The 20028-nt window shown below is 65.0% G+C and carries 22 protein-coding genes; 6 read left to right on the forward strand and 16 right to left on the reverse strand.

Annotated elements, in window-relative coordinates; translation table 11 throughout:
• The first annotated feature begins 25 nt into the window (after positions 1–25).
• Positions 26–598: a TMEM165/GDT1 family protein gene (locus FRZ44_RS03265; RefSeq protein WP_151175821.1), complete on the forward strand. Its 573-nt coding sequence runs from the start codon at positions 26–28 to the stop codon at positions 596–598.
• A gap of 13 nt (positions 599–611) precedes the next feature.
• Here FRZ44_RS03265 and FRZ44_RS03270 read toward each other — a convergent pair whose 3' ends face one another.
• The 12 genes from FRZ44_RS03270 to torT all read right to left on the reverse strand — a co-directional run bounded on the left by FRZ44_RS03270 (position 612) and on the right by torT (position 11797).
• Positions 612–1133 (reverse strand): PAS domain-containing protein, encoded by a 522-nt coding sequence (locus FRZ44_RS03270; protein WP_191908393.1) that lies wholly within the window; start codon positions 1131–1133, stop codon positions 612–614.
• Positions 1134–1253: 120 nt separating this feature from the next.
• Entirely contained in the window at positions 1254–1763 is a 510-nt protein-coding gene (locus tag FRZ44_RS03275; protein ID WP_151175823.1) for a PAS domain-containing protein, read from the reverse strand.
• A gap of 118 nt (positions 1764–1881) precedes the next feature.
• A complete protein-coding gene (locus FRZ44_RS03280; RefSeq protein WP_191908394.1) occupies positions 1882–2472 on the reverse strand; it encodes a glutathione S-transferase family protein in 591 nt (196 codons plus the stop codon).
• Positions 2473–2646: 174 nt separating this feature from the next.
• On the reverse strand, positions 2647–2865 hold the full coding sequence (locus FRZ44_RS03285; protein ID WP_151175825.1) for a biotin/lipoyl-containing protein: 219 nt from the start codon (positions 2863–2865) through the stop codon (positions 2647–2649).
• A gap of 47 nt (positions 2866–2912) precedes the next feature.
• Positions 2913–3884 carry a 5-oxoprolinase subunit C family protein gene (locus FRZ44_RS03290; protein ID WP_151175826.1) on the reverse strand — a complete coding sequence of 324 codons (972 nt, stop codon included), beginning with the start codon at positions 3882–3884 and terminating at the stop codon, positions 2913–2915.
• A gap of 14 nt (positions 3885–3898) precedes the next feature.
• A complete protein-coding gene (locus tag FRZ44_RS03295) occupies positions 3899–4768 on the reverse strand; it encodes a 5-oxoprolinase subunit B family protein (RefSeq protein ID WP_151175827.1) in 870 nt (289 codons plus the stop codon).
• Between the two features lie 37 nt (positions 4769–4805).
• Positions 4806–6176 (reverse strand): acetyl-CoA carboxylase biotin carboxylase subunit, encoded by a 1371-nt coding sequence (locus FRZ44_RS03300; RefSeq protein WP_225308532.1) that lies wholly within the window; start codon positions 6174–6176, stop codon positions 4806–4808.
• A gap of 143 nt (positions 6177–6319) precedes the next feature.
• Positions 6320–7045: a LamB/YcsF family protein gene (locus FRZ44_RS03305; protein ID WP_151175828.1), complete on the reverse strand. Its 726-nt coding sequence runs from the start codon at positions 7043–7045 to the stop codon at positions 6320–6322.
• Positions 7046–7114: 69 nt separating this feature from the next.
• On the reverse strand, positions 7115–8101 hold the full coding sequence (locus tag FRZ44_RS03310) for a Gfo/Idh/MocA family protein (protein ID WP_151175829.1): 987 nt from the start codon (positions 8099–8101) through the stop codon (positions 7115–7117).
• Between the two features lie 8 nt (positions 8102–8109).
• Positions 8110–9138 (reverse strand): ABC transporter permease, encoded by a 1029-nt coding sequence (locus FRZ44_RS03315; protein ID WP_151175830.1) that lies wholly within the window; start codon positions 9136–9138, stop codon positions 8110–8112.
• Positions 9138–10682 carry a sugar ABC transporter ATP-binding protein gene (locus FRZ44_RS03320; protein WP_151175831.1) on the reverse strand — a complete coding sequence of 515 codons (1545 nt, stop codon included), beginning with the start codon at positions 10680–10682 and terminating at the stop codon, positions 9138–9140. The genes FRZ44_RS03315 and FRZ44_RS03320 overlap by 1 nt, the downstream gene beginning before the upstream one ends.
• A 44-nt stretch (positions 10683–10726) precedes the next feature.
• Positions 10727–11797 (reverse strand): TMAO reductase system periplasmic protein TorT, encoded by a 1071-nt coding sequence (gene torT, locus FRZ44_RS03325; protein WP_151175832.1) that lies wholly within the window; start codon positions 11795–11797, stop codon positions 10727–10729.
• A 132-nt stretch (positions 11798–11929) separates the two neighbouring features.
• Between torT and FRZ44_RS03330 the strand changes: the two genes are divergently transcribed.
• Positions 11930–12847: a LysR family transcriptional regulator gene (locus FRZ44_RS03330; protein WP_151175833.1), complete on the forward strand. Its 918-nt coding sequence runs from the start codon at positions 11930–11932 to the stop codon at positions 12845–12847.
• A gap of 91 nt (positions 12848–12938) precedes the next feature.
• Here the strand turns inward: FRZ44_RS03330 and FRZ44_RS03335 are convergent, their stop codons facing one another.
• A complete protein-coding gene (locus FRZ44_RS03335) occupies positions 12939–14087 on the reverse strand; it encodes an IS4 family transposase (protein ID WP_151175409.1) in 1149 nt (382 codons plus the stop codon).
• Between the two features lie 696 nt (positions 14088–14783).
• Between FRZ44_RS03335 and FRZ44_RS03340 the strand changes: the two genes are divergently transcribed.
• The 3 genes from FRZ44_RS03340 to FRZ44_RS03350 all read left to right on the forward strand — a co-directional run bounded on the left by FRZ44_RS03340 (position 14784) and on the right by FRZ44_RS03350 (position 16945).
• Positions 14784–15383: a biotin transporter BioY gene (locus FRZ44_RS03340; RefSeq protein WP_151175834.1), complete on the forward strand. Its 600-nt coding sequence runs from the start codon at positions 14784–14786 to the stop codon at positions 15381–15383.
• Positions 15384–15708: 325 nt separating this feature from the next.
• Positions 15709–16053, forward strand: coding sequence for a cupredoxin domain-containing protein (locus FRZ44_RS03345; protein ID WP_191908395.1), 345 nt, complete (start codon positions 15709–15711; stop codon positions 16051–16053).
• Positions 16054–16090: 37 nt separating this feature from the next.
• Entirely contained in the window at positions 16091–16945 is an 855-nt protein-coding gene (locus FRZ44_RS03350; RefSeq protein ID WP_151175836.1) for an FTR1 family iron permease, read from the forward strand.
• Positions 16946–16967: 22 nt separating this feature from the next.
• Here the strand turns inward: FRZ44_RS03350 and FRZ44_RS03355 are convergent, their stop codons facing one another.
• From FRZ44_RS03355 to FRZ44_RS03365, 3 genes are all read right to left on the reverse strand, one after another.
• Positions 16968–17210 carry an Lrp/AsnC ligand binding domain-containing protein gene (locus FRZ44_RS03355; RefSeq protein WP_151175837.1) on the reverse strand — a complete coding sequence of 81 codons (243 nt, stop codon included), beginning with the start codon at positions 17208–17210 and terminating at the stop codon, positions 16968–16970.
• A gap of 97 nt (positions 17211–17307) precedes the next feature.
• Positions 17308–17487 (reverse strand): hypothetical protein, encoded by a 180-nt coding sequence (locus FRZ44_RS03360; RefSeq protein WP_151175838.1) that lies wholly within the window; start codon positions 17485–17487, stop codon positions 17308–17310.
• 23 nt (positions 17488–17510) lie between these two features.
• Positions 17511–18320 carry a DUF2189 domain-containing protein gene (locus tag FRZ44_RS03365; RefSeq protein WP_151175839.1) on the reverse strand — a complete coding sequence of 270 codons (810 nt, stop codon included), beginning with the start codon at positions 18318–18320 and terminating at the stop codon, positions 17511–17513.
• Positions 18321–18576: 256 nt separating this feature from the next.
• On the opposite strand from FRZ44_RS03365, the gene ccoN reads away from it, so the two are divergent.
• On the forward strand, positions 18577–20028 hold the full coding sequence (ccoN, locus tag FRZ44_RS03370; protein WP_151175840.1) for a cytochrome-c oxidase, cbb3-type subunit I: 1452 nt from the start codon (positions 18577–18579) through the stop codon (positions 20026–20028).

The raw sequence follows: 20028 nt of genomic DNA on the forward strand, positions 1-20028 counted from the left end.
CGCCTGGCCCCCTGGTTATCGTTTCATGGAAGCCCTGCTCGTCTCGACCGGCGTCGTCGCCATCTCGGAGATCGGCGACAAGACCCAGCTCCTGGCGTTGCTGCTCGCCACGCGCTTTCGCCGGCCGGTGCCGATCATCCTCGGCATCTTCGTCGCGACCGTGCTGAACCATGCGGTCGCGGCCCTGGCCGGCAGCTGGGTGGCTGCCACGGTCGATCCCGACTGGCTGCGCTGGGGCGTGGCGATCCTCTTTATCGCCATGGCGGGCTGGGCCCTCATTCCCGACAAGATCGACGAGGGCGAGGTCAGGAGCTTCGGCGCCCATGGCGCCTTCCTGGCGACCACCGTCGCCTTCTTCCTGGCCGAAATGGGCGACAAGACCCAGATCGCGACGGCGGCGCTCGCCGCGCGCTTCGAGACCGTGATCCCGGTCGTCATCGGCACCACCGCCGGCATGATGCTGGCCGACGTGCCGGCCGTCCTCTGCGGCCATGCCTTCGCCCACAAGATCAATCCGCGCTGGGTCCGCTATGCGGCGGCCGCGATCTTCGCGGTGCTGGGCGTGACCATGCTGGTCGGGAAGAAACTGATGACGTGAGGCGAGAGCGCGCTCAGCGCCGCGATTTGTCGGCCGCGCGCCAGGGCGTCATCCGGTCCTCGATCTGCTTCAGCTTCGGCTCGCGGCCCCCATAATCCTCGAGCGCGATGAACTGCGCGACCTCGATCCCGCCCTTGGTCAGGGGAAAGATTCCGAACTCATACCGGAACTCGTCGCCATGGAGCGTGGGCACCATCGCGTCGCCATAGACCGGGATCCGTTCGCTCCAGGCCTGCCGGTAGTAATCCAGCCAGCGATTCTCGTCGTCGGCCGCCACCAGCTCGTCGAGATAGCGGTCGGTCAGATCCATGCCCGAGGCGGCCGCGATCCGGCTGCCGATCAGCCGGTAGCGCACGCGGAAGGGCGGATCGCTCGCCTCGGCGATCAGGATGTTGGGCAGAAGGCTCTTGATCTCCGCCGGGTCGATCCGGGCCCGGTCCGGCACGGCCGCGCCGCCACGCTTGGACAGCCAGTAGTCATGGAGCTGCCTTATCATCGGCGCGGTCGTCCGGCCGATGTCGGTCCAACTGGCCATGCGGGCCGCATCCACCCTGGTGCCTGCGAGCCGCGGCAGGATTGCCGACGACTCGACGTCTCTTTCCACCTTACATCCGGGACCGGTCCCGGTCATCCGGATGAAGAGGGCCGGGAGGCGTCAGCTCCTGGTGCTCCAGGGCTTGAGATTGTCCTCGAGCTGCCGGGTGCGCGGCTCCCGGCCGCCATAATCCTCGATGGCGATGAACTGGCGCACGGCCTCGGCCCCGAGGGTCAGGGGAAAGAGGCCGAACTCGTAGCGGAACTGGTCGCCCTGGACCGTCGGCACCACCACGGCGCCGAAGATCGGAATGCGGCGATCGCGGGCCTCGCGATAGTCGTCATGCCAGCGATTCTCAAAGTCGGTCGACAGCAATTCGTCGAGATAGCGGCCGGTGAAATCGATGCCGGTCACCTGCGTGACGCGACCGCCCACCAGGCGGTAACGGATGCGGAAGGGCGGCTCGCTCCATTCGCTGAGCAGGATGTTGGGCAACAAGAGCTTGATCTCGGCGGGGTCGATATCGGCGCGGTCGGGGACGTCGCGGCCGCGGCGCTTGGACTGCCAATAGTCGTGCAGCGCGCGCACCAGGACGGCCTGGGTCTTCTCGATCTCGCGCCAGCTCGGCATGGAGCGTGCCGCTTCCTTCCCCGGTGATGGCCGTCAAGTGACCTTGTTCAGGGAAAGCCTAGCAGATCGCCGGCGCGCCGTCCGAATCCCCAGGGAGATCGGTTGGCCGACCGAAAGGCTAGCCCGGCTGGCTGGCCACCATGCTCGGACGCCTGGCGAAGTCGCGCGACCAGCGATCGAGGTTGGGGCAGCGCTTGCGCCAGCCGTCATTGTAGCGGAAGTCGGTATAGGCGAGGGCGCAGGCGGTCACGATCTGGTCCATGGCCAGGGTCTTGGCGGCGATCTTGTCGATCAGCGTTTCCAGGTAATCGATCGAGCGGTCGATGCGGGTTTCCTGTTTCCGGATGAAGCCGGGGCTCTTCTCGCTCTCGGGGCGGACGATCTCCATGCGCCGCTGCAGGCCCAGCTCCATGATGCCGATGGCGAGCGAGATGCGGGTTTCCAGATCCCAGTAATCGGCCTTGGGATAGAGCGTCTCGTGGCCGGAGATGCTGTCGAAATAGCGGCAGATGATGCGGCTGTCGGCGATCGCGCGGCCGTCGGCGAGCTCGAGCGTCGGGATCTGGCGCAGCGGGTTCTTCTGGTCCAGGAACTCGGCCGTATAGACGTCGATCGCCTTCTCCTCGACCGGCAGGGCCAGCTCCAGCATCGTCACCTTGACCGTGCGGCCGAAGGGGCTGGTGGGACCGTTATAGAGAATCATGCTCATGGGGGCTTCCAGGAATGCTTTGAATTCTTTCCCCTCCCCCGGAACGGGGGAGGGTCGGGGAGGGGGCTGCTCGGTCGGCGGTGCCGATGGATGAAGCAAGGCTCGCACGCCCTGCATCTTCGATCGCGTCATCCCCCTCCCTAGCCCTCCCCCGTTCCGGGGGAGGGGATCGGTCTACTCGATCTCGACCGCGAGGGCGCCGGCATCCACACCCTCCTGGCCTTCGGTGATATGCACCGCCTTGACCGTGCCGCCCTCTTCGGTCGGATGCGGCACCTCGGTCTTCATCACTTCCAGGATGAAGAGCACATCGCCGGGTTTGACCTTGTCGCCGGGCTTCACCAGCACCTTCCAGACATTGCCCGGCACCATCGTCGAAATCTGCTCAGCCATAGCAAAACTCCATCCCTGAAAATCGAAACGCCTGGATCCGCGCGGCCCTAACTTATACTCGCCGCCGTGCAGATCGCATTCAGCTTCTTGCGCAGCGCCTGCGCCTGGTCGACCGAGATCGCCTTGAAGCGGTAGACGTCGCCGGGCTTGGACTGGCCGAGCTTCCAGAAGGCGGCCGAGGGCACGGTGTAGGGGTTGATGAAGCCGCCCATGCTGGGGCCGTCATTGACCAGGATGATCGGCGTCTGGCCGGCGAGATTGATGGCGCCCAGCGGATAGCCATGGTCGATGATGTTGGAGGGCTCCGAACCGTTCTCCGGCGCCTTCTTGTAGGCCTTCTCGGTGAAGGTCCATTGCGGCCCGTCGAGGCGGAAGCCGGTACGGTCGCTCTTGGAGGAAAGCTTCCAGTCGCTGCCGAGGAAGCGCTCCTGCCCGGCCTTGTCGATCCAGTCGTCGTTGGGGCCGGGGACCACCTCGATTTCCCAGCGCTTGTCGGCCGAGAAATGCGGTCGCGCCTCGGGCTTCACCTTCTTGCCGACCGTGCCTTTGACGCCGGTCCCGACCGGCACCACCTGCTTCGCCTTGAGCGCGCGGCCTTCCATGCCGCCGACGCCGGCCTTGTGGAAGGTCGAGCGCGAGCCGAGCCAGGCGGGCGTGTCGATGCCGCCGGCGAAAGCGATGTAAGCGCGCACGCCCGACTTGGCGGGCCCCATGGCGAGGGTCTGGCCGGATTTGACGGCGATGCTTTCCCAGAGCGGGACGGGCTGGCCGTCGAGCTTGGCCTGCATGTCGGCGCCGGTGATCGCGATCACGCCGTCGCGCTGAAACTTGAGCGTCGGGCCCATATACTGGCATTCGAGGCCCGCGGCATCGGCCGGATTGCCGACCAGCAGATTGCCGAGGCGGAAGGACCAGCTGTCCATCGGACCGGAGGGTGGGAAACCCTGGTTCCAGAATCCGATGCGGCCGGGATAATCCTGGATCGAGGTTTCGAGACCGGGCTGGATGACTTCGAACATGGCGAGGTCTCCTCCTAGAAGCGCTGCGTCTTGTCCAGCGTCGCGATCCAGTGCTTGTAGTTCCGGACCGAGAAACGCTGATACTCGACGACGTTGTAAACGTAACTGCCGTCCTTCACCTGGGCCTCGACATGGAGGAACTCCTCCGGCGAGACCGGCACGAACTTCACCCGGTCGCCCGGACGGAACAGGCAGATCGACTTCTCGAACTGCGGGAAGCGCTTGGCCGTGTCCCAGATCGGGATCGGGATGCGCGCGAAGATCTGATAGCCGCCCGGCGTCGCCACCGGATAGATCGCGGTCGAGGCACCGCCCATGCCGACCGTGCCCTGGGGCGTCCAGGTGCGCGGCGGATTGTATTTCGGCGCGGTGATGACGCAGCGCGGGTCAAGCGCCATCATGAAGGGCAGGCCCGGCCAGAAGCCCAGCGAGGCGACCCAATATTCCGTGCCAGAATGGACGCGCACCAGCTGCTGTGCATCCTTCAGGCCGTTGATCTCGGCGACGAAGTCGGGGTCGTATTTCTTCTTGGTGATCTTGTTGCAGTAATCCTCGATGCATTCCTTGGTCCAGGGATCGAGGTAGCAGGTCGGGAAATAGAACAGGCGGCTGTCGAGCTCGATATCGTCGGAGGATCCCAGCGAGCCGATCAGCGATTTCATCTCCTTGGTCAGATCCTTGAAGTCGATCTGGTCGGGATCGTAATGGATCAGCATCGAGGCGAAGCTCGGCGCCGTCTCGATCACGCCCTTGGTCCTGCCCTGCTCGATGGCGCTGGCGAGGCCCTGAGCCATGAAATTCAGCTCGAGATTCATCTCGTTGCCGAACTCGATCAGCATATAGCGATCGCCGCCGGGCATGAATCTCGGTTCTTCGTAGATCATCGCGAAGGACCTCCCCCTCTTTCCCTGTTTCTCTCGGTCATCCCTGCAGCAGCTCGGCCGCATGGGCCGGAATGAATCCGGTCCAGCAATCCCCGGCGCGGAAGGCCGGATGCGAGAGGAGCTTCTTCAGGAACGCGATATTGGTGGCCACGCCGTCGATGGTCGTGCCGTCGAGCGCCTTCAACATGCGGTCGATCGCGGCGAGCCGGTTCGGCCCATGGGCGATCATCTTGGCGATCATCGGATCGTAGTGGAAGCTGATCTGGTCGCCCTCGCGCACACCGGTATCGACCCGCAAGCCTTCGCCCGCGGGCGGCAGCCTGAAGGTCTTGAGCGGGCCGGGCGAGGGCATGAAATTCTTGGCCGGGTTCTCGGCATAGATCCGCAGCTCGACCGCGTGGCCGGTGGCCGCGATCTTTTCCTGCGTCACCTCGCGCAGGGCGTCGCCGCCGGCGAGCTTGATCTGCAGCCCGACGAGATCGAGGCCGGTGATCGCCTCCGTCACCGGATGCTCGACCTGGATGCGGGTGTTCATCTCGAGGAAATAGTAGTTGCCGGTGACCGCGTCGACCACGAACTCGATCGTGCCGGCGCCGCGATAGCGTTCCTGGCGCACCAGCGCCACGGCGCTCTCGGCCATTTTCGAGAGAGTCTCGAGCGGCAGGTTGGGCGCGCGGCTCTCCTCGACGATCTTCTGGTAGCGGCGCTGGATCGAGCATTCGCGCTCGAACATATGGACCCCGCGCCCGTCGCCGAAACCGAACACCTGGATCTCGATATGGCGCGCCTTCTCGATCAGCTTCTCGAGATATATCGACCCGTCGCCGAAGGCCTTCTCGGCCAGGGCCTGGGTGCTGTCGACGACGGCCTTGAGATCGCCGGGATTGTCGACCCGGCGCATGCCGATGCCCCCGCCGCCGGCCGCGGCCTTGACCAGGAGCGGGAAGCCCACCGTCTGGCCGGCGGCCTCCAGCCCGTCCGGATCCCCCGGCACGAAGCGGCCCGATCCCGGCAGGACCGGCACGCCGGCCGCCTTGGCCAACAGGCGCGCCCTCTCCTTGTCGCCCATATCGTCGATGGTCTCGGGCGTGGGCCCGATCCACACCATGCCCGCATGGGCCACGGCCTTGGCGAAATCGGAATTCTCGGCGAGGAAGCCATAGCCGGGATGGATCGCGTCGGCGCCGGTGTCCTTGGCCGCCTTCAGGATGTTGTCGATGACGAGATAGCTCTGCTTGGCCGGCGGCGGCCCGATCGCGACCGCCTGGTCGGCGCTCGCCACATGCAGCGATTTCGCGTCGGCCTCGGAATAGACCGCGACCGTCTTGATCCCCAGCGCCTTGCAGCTCCGGATGACACGGCAGGCGATCTCGCCGCGATTGGCGATCAGGACCTTGGTGATGGGCACTGGCGTCCGGCTCCTGCGTTTGCCCCCTCCCTAGCCCTCCCCCGAAAGGCGGGGGAGGGGACAGGCCGGAGCAATTAATCCCCTCCCCCGCCTTTCGGGGGAGGGTTAGGGAGGGGGCTACGCCCCCGTATCAGCTTAGCGCACTAATTCAACATCGGCTTCAGCGCATCATGCACGGCCTTCGCCAGCTCGACCGCGCCGGGCGTGTCGGAATGGACGCAGATGCAGTCGGCGCGCATGGGGATATCGGGCCCCTCGATCGACCTGACCTTGCCCTCCTTGATCGCGCGCAAGGTGCGGGCGACCGCCTGCTGCGGATCGACCGCGTGATGCTCGCGCGTGATGATGAGCTTGCCGGTCTGGTCGTAATCGAGATCGACATAATATTCCGCGAGGAAGCTGTGGCCGCGCGCCTTGTAGATCTTCTCATGCAGCGTCCCGGCCATGCCGAGCAGCGTGACCTTGAAGGCGTCGGCCGCGTCGCAGATCGCATGCGCGGTCTCTTCGTTGCGGGCCGCCATGCCGTAGAGCGCGCCATGCGGCTTGATATGGTTGAGCTTCATGCCCTCGGCATCGAGAAAGCCCTTGAGCGCGCCCACCTGATAGATGATGGAGGCGGCCAGCTCGTCGCGGTTCATCTTCATCTCGCGCCGGCCGAAGCCCTGGAGGTCGGGCAGCGAGGGATGCGCGCCGACCTTGACGTTATGCGCCTTGGCCAGCTTCACGGTCTTGTGCATCACCAGGGGGTCCGAGGCATGAAAGCCGCAGGCCACGTTGGCGATGCTGATATAGGGCATGATGCCGGCATCGTCGCCCATGCGGTAAAGGCCGAAGGCCTCGCCCATGTCGCAGTTGATTGCCAGTCCCATCTCTCTTCTCCTTGATCTCTGATCCCTGGATTGCCGTCGCCGGTGGCCCGGCTGTCGTTGTTCGAACCTTCAGAAAGCGGGTTTGACCGGGGCGCCGTCCTTCGCGGCCGACGCCACCATGGCCTCCATCACCGCCACAGTATGGATGGCATCGCGCGGCGGCACCGGGAAGTCGGGGCCGCCGGCGCAGGCGCGCGCGAAAGCCTCGAGTTCGGCATGGAGCGTGTCGACCGGCGTCAGCGCCACCGGCTCGGGTCTGGCGGCGCCGGCGCGCTGCAGGCTCAGCTCGTGATCGTCCACCCGCGCATAGGCGTTGGCCGCGGTGCCATAGAGATAGAAATAGCCCTGGCGCGGGCAGGCGGTGAGGGTACCGAGATAGCCGGTCTGGCCCGAGGCGAATTCGAAGAGGGCGCTGGTGGTGTCGTCGATATCGACCTTGACCGCCTGGCGCTTGGCGATACTGCGCACGCGCGCGATCGGTCCCAGCATCCATTGCAGCAGATCGATCATATGGACGCCCATGCCGGCGATGCCGCCGCCAGGGCTCTCGGCGCGGTTCGCGCGCCAGCGGTCAGGCGTGTAGCTCATGGCGCTCGGGTTCGAGAACTGCGCTTCCGCGTGCAGGAGCTGCCCGAGGCCGCCCTCGTTCACCAGCTTCCGGATCGCCAGCGCCGCCGGGGCGAAGCGCCGGTTATGGCCGACGGCGAGCACGACGCCGGCCTCCCGGCAGGCGTCGGCCGCGTCCTTGGCGGCGACGGCACTGACATCGAACGGCTTCTCGACGAACACATGCTTGCCAGCCTTGGCCGCCTGGATCACATGGGCGGCATGGAGCGAGTGGGGCGTGGTCAGGATCACCGCATCGATCGCGGGATCGGCCAGCACCGCCTCATAGGTCTCGTAAGGCTGGGCGGAGAATTTCCGCGCGAAGGCGTTGCGCTTCTCGGGGGAGCGCGAGCTGCAGGCGGTGATCCTGAGCGCGTTCGACTTGCCCTGGATCGAGCTTGCCAGCTCGTCCGACCACCAGCCCAACCCGACGGATGCGGCACGCAACATGGGATCCCTCAGTCCTTGAGGCTGGCGACGAAGCGCAGCCTTGCCTGGTCGGCGACCACGGCCAGGATCAGCAGCACGCCGATCACCACCGTCTGCAGATAGGATTCGATCCGCGCCAGGTTCATGCCGTTCTGCACCAGGCCGATGAAGATGGCGCCCAGCACGACATTGACGAGCCGGCCCGAGCCGCCGCGCAACGAGACGCCGCCGATGACGCAGGCCGCGATCGATTCCAGCGGCATGGTGGCGCCGATATTGGCCTCGCCGGATTCGAGGCGCGCCGTCAGCATGATACCCGAGATCGCCGTCAATCCGGCGCAGAGCACGTAAGCCATGAACAGGTTGAGGCGCGTATTGATGCCGGAGAGCCGTGAGGCCTTGATGTTGCCGCCGATCGCATAGAAATATCGGCCCATCCGCGTCCAGTTCAACAGCAGATACATGAAAAGCATGAGGGCGCCGGTGACATAGATGGGGACGGGAATCCCCAGCAGCTGGCCGAAGCCCAGGAGCTTGCCGAAGCTGTCGGGCATGCCATAGACGGGGACGCCGCCGGTGAGGAAGAGGGCGATGCCGAATCCGACCGAGGCCATGCCGATCGTCATCATGAAGGGCGAAACGTTGAAGAGGGCGACGCCGGCCCCATTGACGATGCCGATCGCGACCCCGGCGCCGACGCCGGCGAGAATGCCGACGGTAATGGCCAGCACCACCGCGTCGGGGTATATGGCGATCATGCCCGACATGGCCATGGCGCCCACGACCGAGGTCAGGGCCAGGATGGTGCCGACCGAGAGATCGAAGCCGCCGGTCAGGAGCGCCAGCATCTGGCCCATCGCCACCATGGTCAGGTAGGTGGATTGACGCGCGACGTTGATCAGATTCTGCCCCGACAGGAACTTGCCGGACATGAGCGTGAAGATGACGACGGCGATCACCAGCAGGAAGGGCAGCACGCCGAGGCGCACGAACGCCACCTGCATCCATTCGGTGACGCTGCGCGTCCGTTTCGCGCCTTCCACCGGCTCGGCCCCCATCACGCCGCCTCCCTCTCGAAGAAATGTCTCAACACCTTGTCCTCGGTGATATCGGCCCCCTGCAGTTCCGCCCGCAAGGAGCCGCGATACATGACATAGGCACGGTTGGTCAGATGCAGGATTTCCGGCAGGTCCGAGGAGATCAGCAGCACGCCGGCCCCGGCCTGGCAGAGATCGCGGATGAACTCGTAGATCGCGACGCGGGTACCGACATCGACGCCGACCGTCGGCTCGTCGAACACGAAGAGCTTGACCTCGCGGGTGAGCGCCTTGGCCAGCAGCACCTTCTGCTGATTGCCGCCGGAGAAATGCTCGACGGGGCGCTCGATGTTGAGCGGATGCAGCTGCAGCTTCTGTGCCAGGGTCTTCGCGACCGTCCTTTCGGCGGCTCGCTTGAGGAAGAAGGGGCCGGAGAAAGCATCGTCATGGAGCACCGGGAGCGCGATGTTCTCGCGCGCGCCGCGGCCGACAACCAGGCCCTCGGCGCGCCGGTCGGGCGGCACGTAGAAGAAGCCGCGATCGAGCATGCGGCGCGGGGTGGTGCGGGTCGTATCCTGCCCCAGGAAGCGAACATGGCCGGACTGAATCGGCTCGATGCCGAAGCAGGCGCGCGCCACTTCCGATTTGCCGGAGCCGACCAGGCCCGCGAGCCCCACGATCTCGCCCGCCCGAACCCGGATCGACACGTCGCGCACGGTATCGGTCGCCGTGGTGAGATGCTCGACTTCGAGCAGGGTGTCGGCCGGCTTGTAGGCGACCTTGGGGAAGATCTGGCTGATCACGCGGCCGGTCATGAGCTCGACCAGCCGGCTCTCACTGGCCTGGGCCACCGGGAGGGTCGCGATATATTTGCCGTCGCGCAGGACGGTGATGCGGTCGCCGATGCGTTTGATCTCGGCCAGCCGGTGGGTGATGTAGATGACACCCACGCCCTGCGCCTTGGCCTGTGCGATCAGGGCGAACAGGCGCGCGGTCTCGCGCTCGGTGAGCGAGGCCGTGGGCTCGTCGAGGATCAGCACCGAGAGATCCGAGCGGAAGGCTTTGGCGATCTCGACCATCTGCTGCTCGGCGCGGCTCAGATGACCGACGCGGCGAGTGGGCTTCAGCGGGAAGCCCAGCCGGTCCAGCATCTCGACCGCGCGCCGATGCATCGCGGCCTTGTCGAGGAACGGTCCCGACTTCGTCTCGGCGCCGAGGAAGAGGTTCTGCTCGACCGACATCTGCGGCACCAGGGAGAATTCCTGGAATACGGCGCTGATGCCGAGCCCGCGCGCCTGATGCACGGAGTGGAGATCGATCGGATGGCCCTTGAAGAGGATGCGCCCGCCCGTCGGCTTGTGGGCGCCGGCCACCATCGAGATCAGGGTCGATTTGCCGGCGCCATTCTCGCCGAACAGGACATGCACCTCGCCCGCGCGCAGATCGAAATCCACGCGATCGAGGGCAAGCACGCCCGGAAACTGCTTGCTGACGGATTCGAGACGGAGCAGCGGGAGCCCGCCTTCAGGCGGGCTCCCGACCGGCTCCGCAAGTCCGATCGTCACTTGCGGCAGGCCTTCTTTGCGTTAAGTCGTCGGCACGGGCGACGTCATTCGACCGTGAAGGTCGGCTTGAAGTCGTCCGGGGCCAGCGAGGAGTCGCGGTCGAAGGTCTTCACATTGGCGCTGTCGATCACATAGATCTTCGGCCCGACGCGCAGGTCGAAGTCCTTTTTCTCCAGGATACGGACGATCTGGTCGATCGCGACGCGGCCCTGGATCACGGGCGAATCGGTCGGCGCCGCCATGATGCGGCCGGACTTGATGCCCTCATAGACCGGCGGGGTGAAGTAGTAGGCGAGCACCTTCACCTTGTCCTCGAGCCCGCGGTCGCGCAGCAGGCCGATCGCGGCTTCTGCCGTCGGCGAGGTGCCGACGATGTATTTGACGTCCGGATAGGCTTCGAGGGTGTCTTCCACCAGCTTCAGCTGAACTTCCTTGCCGGTGTCGCCGTACTTGGTATCGACGACTTCGATGTCGCTGTCCTTGACGGCATCGAGGAAGCCCTTGTTGCCGTCCTCGACCCAGCCCGCGCCGGCCGGTCCCGGGAACCAGGCGACCTGCACCTTGCCCGAGCCCTTGGGATGCATCTTCGCCAGATATTCGCCGGTCATGTAGCCCATCTGCCCGAAGGAGACGAGCGACTTGGCGGCGACGTCCGGCGAGGAGATGCCGTTGATCACGTCGATGACCGGGATGTTCTTCTTCTTGAGTTCCGAGACCAGATTGTTCAGGCCGTCGGCGGAAATGGCGCCGATGACGACGCCCTGGGCGCCGGCCGCGACGCAATCCTCGATCTGCGAGATCTGCTTGGCGAGATTGGTGTAACCGCCAGCCTCGACCAGCGTCATCTTCACACCCTGGCGCTTCGATTCGGCGAATACGCCGTAATCGACGGCCATCCAATAGGCGTCCTTCATATGCGGGAAGGAGACACAGATGTCCCACTTCTTGTCCGCCTTATCGAGCGGCGTGTAATCCGCCTCCGTATGCGGGCCTGCGAAGTCGAAACCTTTCCAGATCTGGACCGGGAACGGATACCACTCCTTCGCCATCGCCGCCGTCGACATCGCGACCGCGACGACGCCTGCCGTGAGCACGGCTAAACCTTTGCGTGTCATTGTTTTAAGCCTCCCTCCATGTCGTTGGACCGGCCCGTTCATTCGGCCGGCTTCAGATTGCGGGCTGATCCTTGCGCAGCGACTAGATATTGTAAAATCACAAAAACCCTGCATTTATTATCGGAAAATCAGATGTCTATCTCGCTGCGCCAGGTCCGTTACTTCATCGCCACCGCCGAGGCCGGAAAGGTCTCCACGGCCGCCTCGGCGCTGGGCGTGTCGCAATCGGCCGTGACCGAGGCGATCAAGGTGCTGGAGCGGGAAACCGGATCCCGGTTGTTTCGCCGCTTTTCCAACGGGGTGGCGCTGACGCCGGAGGGAAACCAGTTCCTGCTCCATGCGCGCAACGTGACGGCGGCGGTGCAGGATGCGCTGCGGGCGCCGCGCCAGGTGCGGGTCGATCTGACCGGCAAGGTTTCGGTCGCGATGACTTACACGGTGGCCGGCTATTTCATGCCGGCACCGCTGGCGCGCTTCCGGCGCAGCTTTCCCGGGATCGAGATCGAGCTCCATGAGATGGATCGGCGCGAGATCGAGGCGCGGCTGGTGGAGGGCACGATGGATCTCGCCGTCATCCTCACCTCGAATCTCCATAATGACGCCGAGATCGAGACCGAGACCTTGATCCAGTCGAAGCGGCGTCTATGGCTTCCCACCAACCATCCGCTGGCCCATACCGGCCGCGTGACCCTGGCCGACGTGGCGCCCGAGCCCTACATCATGCTGCTGATCGACGAGGCCGAGCAGACCGCGATCAGCTACTGGCACAAGCGCGGTTTCTCCCCCAACGTCGTGTTCCGCACGTCTTCGGTCGAGGCGGTGCGCAGCATGGTGGCGACCGGAGCGGGGGTCGCCATCCTCTCCGACATGGTCTATCGCCCCTGGTCGCTCGAAGGCGACCGCATCGAGGCGCGCCTGATCGACGACGATGTGCCCTCGATGAATGTGGGCCTCGCCTGGAAGCGCGGCGCCAAGCTCGATCCTTGCGCCAAGGCGCTGCGCGACTTCTGCCACATCACCTACAACTCCGCCGGCGCGATGACGGTGTGAGGCTTCGCGGTGTTGGCCAAGCGGCGGCATTCCGTTCCTGTCATGTTTCATGTCATCGCCGGACTTGATCCACGGCTGTCCGGTTCCGGTTTCAGCTCCATTGTAGCGCCATTTGATGTGGGTTCGGAATTGGGGCGGTTTCGGGTTCGAGCAGGCGGTCGATGCGCCTGCGATGCATGAGGTTGGCGCGCACGAGGCGGGCGAAGGCCAACGGGCTGTGACCGTCCTTGATGGCTTTCTGTGCCAATCGCAACAACAGGAAAGCGATCAGGGCGACGGCGATCTGGATGCGAACGGCGTTCTCGGAAGTGCCGAGAAAGCGGGTGATTTTCAGGGTCTGCTTGACCCACCGGAAGAACAGCTCGATCGCCCAGCGGCGCTTGTAGAGGTCTGCGATCTCCTGGGCGCTGGCGTCGAGATCGTTGCACAAGATGCGCAGGATCTTGCCGGTTTCGGTCTTCACGCGGATCTCGCGGACCGGGTCTTGGAAGGGGTTTTTGCGGCTGGCGGCTTGGCGGGCCGGGAGATATCCGATCCGGTCGGAGAGAATGGCGCTGCCCCGGGGCAGGGCGTTCTCGGCGACGAGGGTCAGGGGTGTGTTGGATTTGAAGCGAGTGACGATGCGGCATCCGGCAGCGTCCAGCTTGGCCCACCAGGCATAGTCGTAATAGCCGAGGTCGAAGACATAGGTGGCGCCGGGCTCGACCGGCATGTCGTGGGCGGGGGTAATGTCGTTGACATTCGCCGCACTGACAGCGGCATAGATGGGGCGGTCGGCGTCGGGATCGTAGATCACATGCAGCTTGGCGCCGCAGACGCCGGCGCTGAAACGGGCCCAATCGGCGCTCAGACCGCTCAATCGCAAGCCAGTGGAATCGATCAGATAGGTGGTTTCGGCGATCTTGCGGCGCAGCCCGCGATGGGCCTGCTTGATCATCACGGCGAGCAACTCGGCGAACAGCCCGCTCGGCCTTATGGCATTGGCATCGGCCAGCGTCGAACGGCGAACCTCGCCCGTTCCCAGGTGATAGAGCCGCGCCGCGTGGCTCGTCAGCCCGCTCACGATCTCCCGCAGGCTCGTCGCGCCCGAAAGCTGGCCGTAGAGCAGCGCCACGAACTGGCCCTTGGTCGTCAACCGCCGCACCCGAGCATCGCTATTGTGGGCCTCGACCAGCCGATCGAAGTCGAGCCACGCAACCTGCTTAAGAACCGAATGAAATACGCTATTCTGGTGCCGCATGGCGCTGACCCTCTGCCCGTGTCCCGAAACGTTTGCCGACGTTCAGGACCGAGTAGAATCAACGCCATGCACCGCGTCCACAAAAACTCAACCGGACAGCCGTGGACTTGATCCGGCGATCCAGGGGGGCGTGGACGCGCTGATTGTCAACACCTTGCTTGGGGCAAAGACTGGATCGCCGGGTCAAGCCCACGGCTGTCCGGTTGGCGCCATTGAAGGAGAATCTCGTTGCTCTGCTTTCTTCCCCTCCCCCCTTGAGGGGGAGGCTGGGTGGGGGGTGGCCACAAACTCGATGTTCGCCAAGCTCGTGTGGCTCAAGGCGCCGTCATCATCGCGTTCTTCGATCACCCCCCACCCTAACCTCCCCCTCAAGGGGGGAGGGGACAAGATGACGTGGTGAAAGGCAGAGACGTTGAAGGGGTGGACTCAGTTTCGGAGCCTCGTGTCCCGAACGAGGCCAGATGCGCATTCTGCGTTCCAAGTCCGCGCTCTAAACAATTTCGGAGAAACCTCAACCGGACAGCCATGGGCTTGACCCGGCGATGACAGCAGGAAAGCGCTGGGGAGGGGATAAGAGAAACAGCCCCCGCTTTGCCTTGCGCATTCGCTTGCGATAAAAGGGCGGGGGCCGCCGGCCCGGGGTCTCTCGATCACCGCCGGGCGGCCATTCGTTTTGTCGAGGGAAGGAACGATCCGATGCAGGCTGTCCAGACGCTGCAACCCACGCTCGCCAGCGCGTTGTGGCCCAGTTCGACCAAGAGCGGTGCGCTGCGCGCCGCGGTGCTGATGGTGCTCGGCACCGTGGCGCTCTGGCTCTCCGCCAAGATCCAGGTGCCGTTGATCCCGGTGCCGATCACGATGCAGACGCTGGTCGTGCTGGTGATCGGTGTCGCCTATGGCTGGAAGCTCGGCGGCGCCACGGTGCTGCTTTATCTCGCCGAGGGCGCGGTCGGCCTGCCGGTCTTCGCCGGCAATTGGAGCGAAGGCGGCGGTTTCCATCATCTCTATGGCCCGACGGCCGGCTATCTGGTCGGCTTCGCGGTCGCGGCCGCGATCTGCGGCGCGCTCGCCGAGCGCGGCTGGGATCGCTCGCTCCTGAAGGCGGGGGCCGCGATGGTGATCGGCAATCTCGTGATCTATGCGCTGGGCCTGACTTGGCTCGCGATCCAGATCGGCCTGGGCGACGCGCTCAAATACGGCCTGGTGCCGTTCCTCGTCGGCGATGCGCTCAAAATCGCCCTGGGGGCCTGCCTGCTGCCGGCGACCTGGCGGCTGATCGGGCGCGGCAAGAAGTGACGCTATCGGCCTGAACCCGCCGCCGCGGCGGGTATCTTCACGGTTTCGTGAGCGAAGGCGCCGCCTGGGTTCATCCCCGGGCGGCGCTTTTCTTTGTCCGCGTACGGGGCCGCCGGAGGGGTGGAAATTCAAGGATTCCGGACCCTTGTTGTTGATCTGGCTCAATGCCCGCCTCGGCCCTGTGAATAGTCTCGGCGGCGAACTTCCGATCGCGGGTGGTTGACGGGGCCGCTAAATGCGAGCAATTCTCACTCTCATTCGCAGGCGGCGCGCCGCCGCGGCTCCGGGGCCCGTCCCCGTTTCCCTGATGAGGAACCGACCGATCATGCGTCGCCTTGTTTTCGCCTGCCTCGCCATCCTCGCGACCCTCTCGCTGGCGGGCACCGTTCGTGCCGACGACCTGCAGACGTTCCGCATCGAGATCAAGGATGGCGTCATCACGCCGAAACAGACCGAGGTACCGGCCAACAAGGACTTCAAGCTCGAGGTCGCCAACACCGGCTCGATCCCGGCCGAATTCGAAAGCAAGCAGCTTCGCCAGGAGAAGGTGCTGGCGCCGGGCAAGAGCGTGACCATCACCATCCGCGGCATCGATCCGGGCGAATACCAGTTCGTGGACGAATTCCACGAGAACGACGCGGCCGGCCAGGGCGTGATCGTCGCGAAGTAAGAGCCGCGTCGACGCGAGACAGGACCGTGAAACCGGCATGAGCGGACAATTCGGACAGATCGTATTCGTGATCTGGCGCGAGAGCGTGGAAGCGCTGCTCGTGATCGGCATCCTGCATGCCTGGCTGTCGCGTCAGAGCGATCCGGACACGGTGACGAGCGGCCGGCGCTATCTCTGGTCGGGGGTGGGGGCCGGTTTGGGCCTGGCGGTGGCGCTGGCGGGGATCCTGCTCTTCTTCGCCGAGCGATTGCCAGACGGCGCGCAGGATTACTTCATGACCGCGATGGTGCTGATCGCGGCGGCGCTCATCCTGCAGATGGTATTCTGGCTGCGCCGGCGCGGCCGCACGATGAAGGCCGACCTCGAGGCCGGACTCGACAAGGCGGCGGCCCAGGCGCGTCACTGGGGCCTGTTCGTCCTCGCCATGCTGGCGGTGGCCCGCGAGGGCAGCGAAACGGTCGTCTTCCTCTATGGCATCCTCGCCGCCGGCGTCTATGCGCTGACGCCGACGGTGACCGCGATTCTGATCGGTTTCGCCACAGCGCTCTTCACCTACTGGCTGCTGCAGCTGGGATCGAAGCGCATGTCCTGGCGGGTCTTCTTCCGCGTCACCGAGATCATGCTGCTGCTGCTGGCCTGCTCGCTGGTGATGAACGGCGCCGATCACCTGTACGGCCTGGGCATCGCGCCCGATCTCGGCGGCACCGTCTGGGACAGCTCGTTCCTGCTGGACGACGGCAGCACCTTCGGCGGGCTGGTCGCGGCCCTGACTGGCTATCGCGCGCGGCCCGATGTGCTCAGCCTCGTGGTCTTCGCCGGCTATTGGGTGCTGGTGCTCTGGGCCTTGTCGCGCGCGCGTCCAACCGCCCTGCCGAAGCCCAAGACGGCGTGAACCCGAAGCGGGCCGGCAGCCTTCAGGAAAAGGCCTTGTAGGCGATCAGCGTGAAGGTGTCGCGCACGCCCGGCAGGCGCTGGATCTTCTCGGTCACGAAATGGCCGATATCGGCGCCCTCCGCGAGGAAGCATTTGATCAGCAGGTCGTACTGGCCGGAGATCGAATGTACCTCGGACACCTGGTCGATCGATTGCACGGCTGCGTCGGCGACCTCGTAGGCGCGCCCGAGCTCTGATTTCACCATGATGAAGATGGTCTGCATCGATCCGATCCTGCCGGCGGGATTGTTGACGGTCGGTACGCCATCGGCGCGCCGCCCTCGAGCCTAGCAGATCGGGCCGCAGGAAGGCGAGGCGGCGTCAATGCGAGCCGGGCATGCCGCGCCGGATCAGGCCGAATGCGAACAGGACGGCGAACAGAAACAACAGCAGCCCGAACAGATAGATGCCGCTGTCGGCGGCATGGGCGGCGAGGAAGAGGCCGAGCAGCCCCAGCAAAGAGATGATGCCGCCGATGATCCAGTTGAGACTGCTGTCCATGAAGAGACCTTCCCGTAAATGCTTCAATCTTCCCAGGTGATCAGATCGCGATAGGCGTGCCAGGTGGCATGGCCGAGGATGGGCAGGGTGACCATGAGGCCCAGATAGAGCGTGGCGATGCCGGCGCCCGCGAACAGCACGATCAGCCAGGCCCACAGCGCCATGACCCAGAAGTTGCGCTTCACCGTGGCGAGGCTGAGGCCGATCGCCGAGACCACATTGATATCCCGATCCATCATGACCGGGATCGAGACCACGCTGATGGCGAACACGAAGGCCGCCAGCACCCCGCCGATCGCGCAGCCGATCAGCAGGAAGGGGATGCTCGTCGGCGACAGGAACAGATCGACGACATAGGCAGGTTCGGGGCGTGGCGGATTGCCGCTGAAAAAGAGCGCGAAGACGATTTGCGCGAATCGCGCCCAGGCCATGAGGAACAGGGTCAGGACGAGCCCCATCGGTGCCAGGCGCGGCACATAGCGCCACCAGGCGCCGAAGGCATCGGCCGCCCTCACGCTTCCGCCCAATTCCAACCGGCGGCTGGTCTCGTAGAGGCCGACCGCCAGGACCGGCGCCACCAGCATGAAGCCCGCGGCCAGCGGCAGGATCGACCAGAAGATGTCGAGCCACCAGAAGAGCAGCGTCAGGCCGGCGCCGCCCAGCGTGAACATGAGGCCGTAGAGCAGGCCGAAACCGGGAGCCGCGAGGAAATCCTTCCAGCCGGCCGCCAGCCACGCCCAGGGGCGTTCGGGCGCCACCCGTCGGACCCGGGCGACGCTGCCGCCGGACAGCCGGATGACATCCACCTGGGGTTGTTGAGCCACTTCACTCATGGCCGGTTCCTCGCCGGGAGCGGTCGTCGCGACGAGAACGGGCGGGGCCCTGGTTGCAGGCCCGACGCCGTTATCGGACGTGCGCCACCTTAAAAAATCAATCCTAGCAAGCTGCTGGCAGCCGCCCCTTGATCCAGATCAAGGAACAGGTCCGCACCCCTCCCTATTCTCTGAAAGCTACGACGAAGGCAAGGTTCAGTGTGGTCGCGAGGGGCGCCGGCTGGTGGCTTCTGTGCCTGGGTCGGGGGAGAGAAGCATGGACGGCAAGACGGCGCCGGCTTTGGCCGCCGGTTACAACGACGATGTGATCCGGGCATTCACCATTGCCACCATGTTCTGGGGCGTGGTCGCCTTTCTGCTCGGCGTGGTGATCGCGCTGCAGTTGGCGTTCCCGGTCTTCAATCTGGGCCTGGAATGGACCAGCTTCGGCCGGTTGCGCCCGGTGCATACCTCGGCCGCGATCTTCGCCTTCGGCGGCAATGCCCTGCTCGGGACGTCGTTCTATGTGGTGCAGCGCACCTGCCGCGTCAGGCTGTTCGGCGGTGCGGCGCTCGCGAGCTTCGTCTTCTGGGGCTACCAGCTCTTCATCGTCCTCGCCGCCTCGGGCTATGTCCTGGGCATCACCGAGGGCCGCGAATATGCCGAGCCCGAATGGTACACCGATCTCTGGCTGACCCTGGTCTGGGTCGTCTATCTGGTGATCTTCGGCGGGACGATCGTGAAGCGGCGCGAGCCGCATATCTACGTCGCGAACTGGTTCTATCTCGCCTTCATCGTCACCATCGCGATGCTGCATATCATCAACAACCTGTCGCTGCCGGTGTCCTTCTTCGGGACCAAGAGCTATTCGCTCTTCTCCGGCGTGCAGGATGCGCTGACTCAGTGGTGGTACGGCCACAATGCGGTGGGATTCTTCCTGACCGCGGGCTTCCTCGGCATCATGTATTACTTCGTGCCGAAGCAGGCGGAACGGCCGATCTATTCCTACCGGCTCTCGATCGTGCATTTCTGGTCCCTGATCTTCCTCTATATCTGGGCCGGCCCGCATCATCTGCACTATACCGCGCTGCCCGAGTGGGCGCAGACGCTCGGCATGACCTTCTCGATCATGCTGTGGATGCCGTCCTGGGGCGGCATGATCAACGGCCTGATGACGCTCTCGGGCGCCTGGGACAAGCTGCGCACCGACCCGGTGCTGCGCTTCCTCGTGACCTCCGTCGCCTTCTACGGCATGAGCACCTTCGAGGGGCCGCTGATGTCGATCCGCGAGGTCAACGCGCTCAGCCACTATACGGACTGGACCATCGGCCATGTCCATTCCGGCGCGCTCGGCTGGGTCGCCTTCGTGTCCTTCGGCGCCGTCTATTTCCTGGTGCCGCGCCTGTGGAACCGCGAAGGCCTCTATTCGGTGAAGCTCGTCAGCTATCACTTCTGGATCGCGACCGTCGGAATCCTGCTCTACATCACCGCCATGTGGGTGTCGGGCATCATGCAGGGGTTGATGTGGCGCTCCTATGACGAGCTGGGTTTCCTGCAATATTCCTTCATCGAGACCGTCGCGGCGATGCATCCCTTCTACATCATCCGGATGCTGGGCGGCGTGCTGTTCCTGCTGGGCGCCCTCATCATGGTCTACAATCTGCGCATGACCGTGAAATACGGTCCCGCGCGCTCGGTCGAGCCCCGGCTCGCCGCCGCCCAGGCCTGA

Source organism: Hypericibacter terrae, assembly GCF_008728855.1.
GTDB classification, from domain to species: domain Bacteria; phylum Pseudomonadota; class Alphaproteobacteria; order Dongiales; family Dongiaceae; genus Hypericibacter; species Hypericibacter terrae.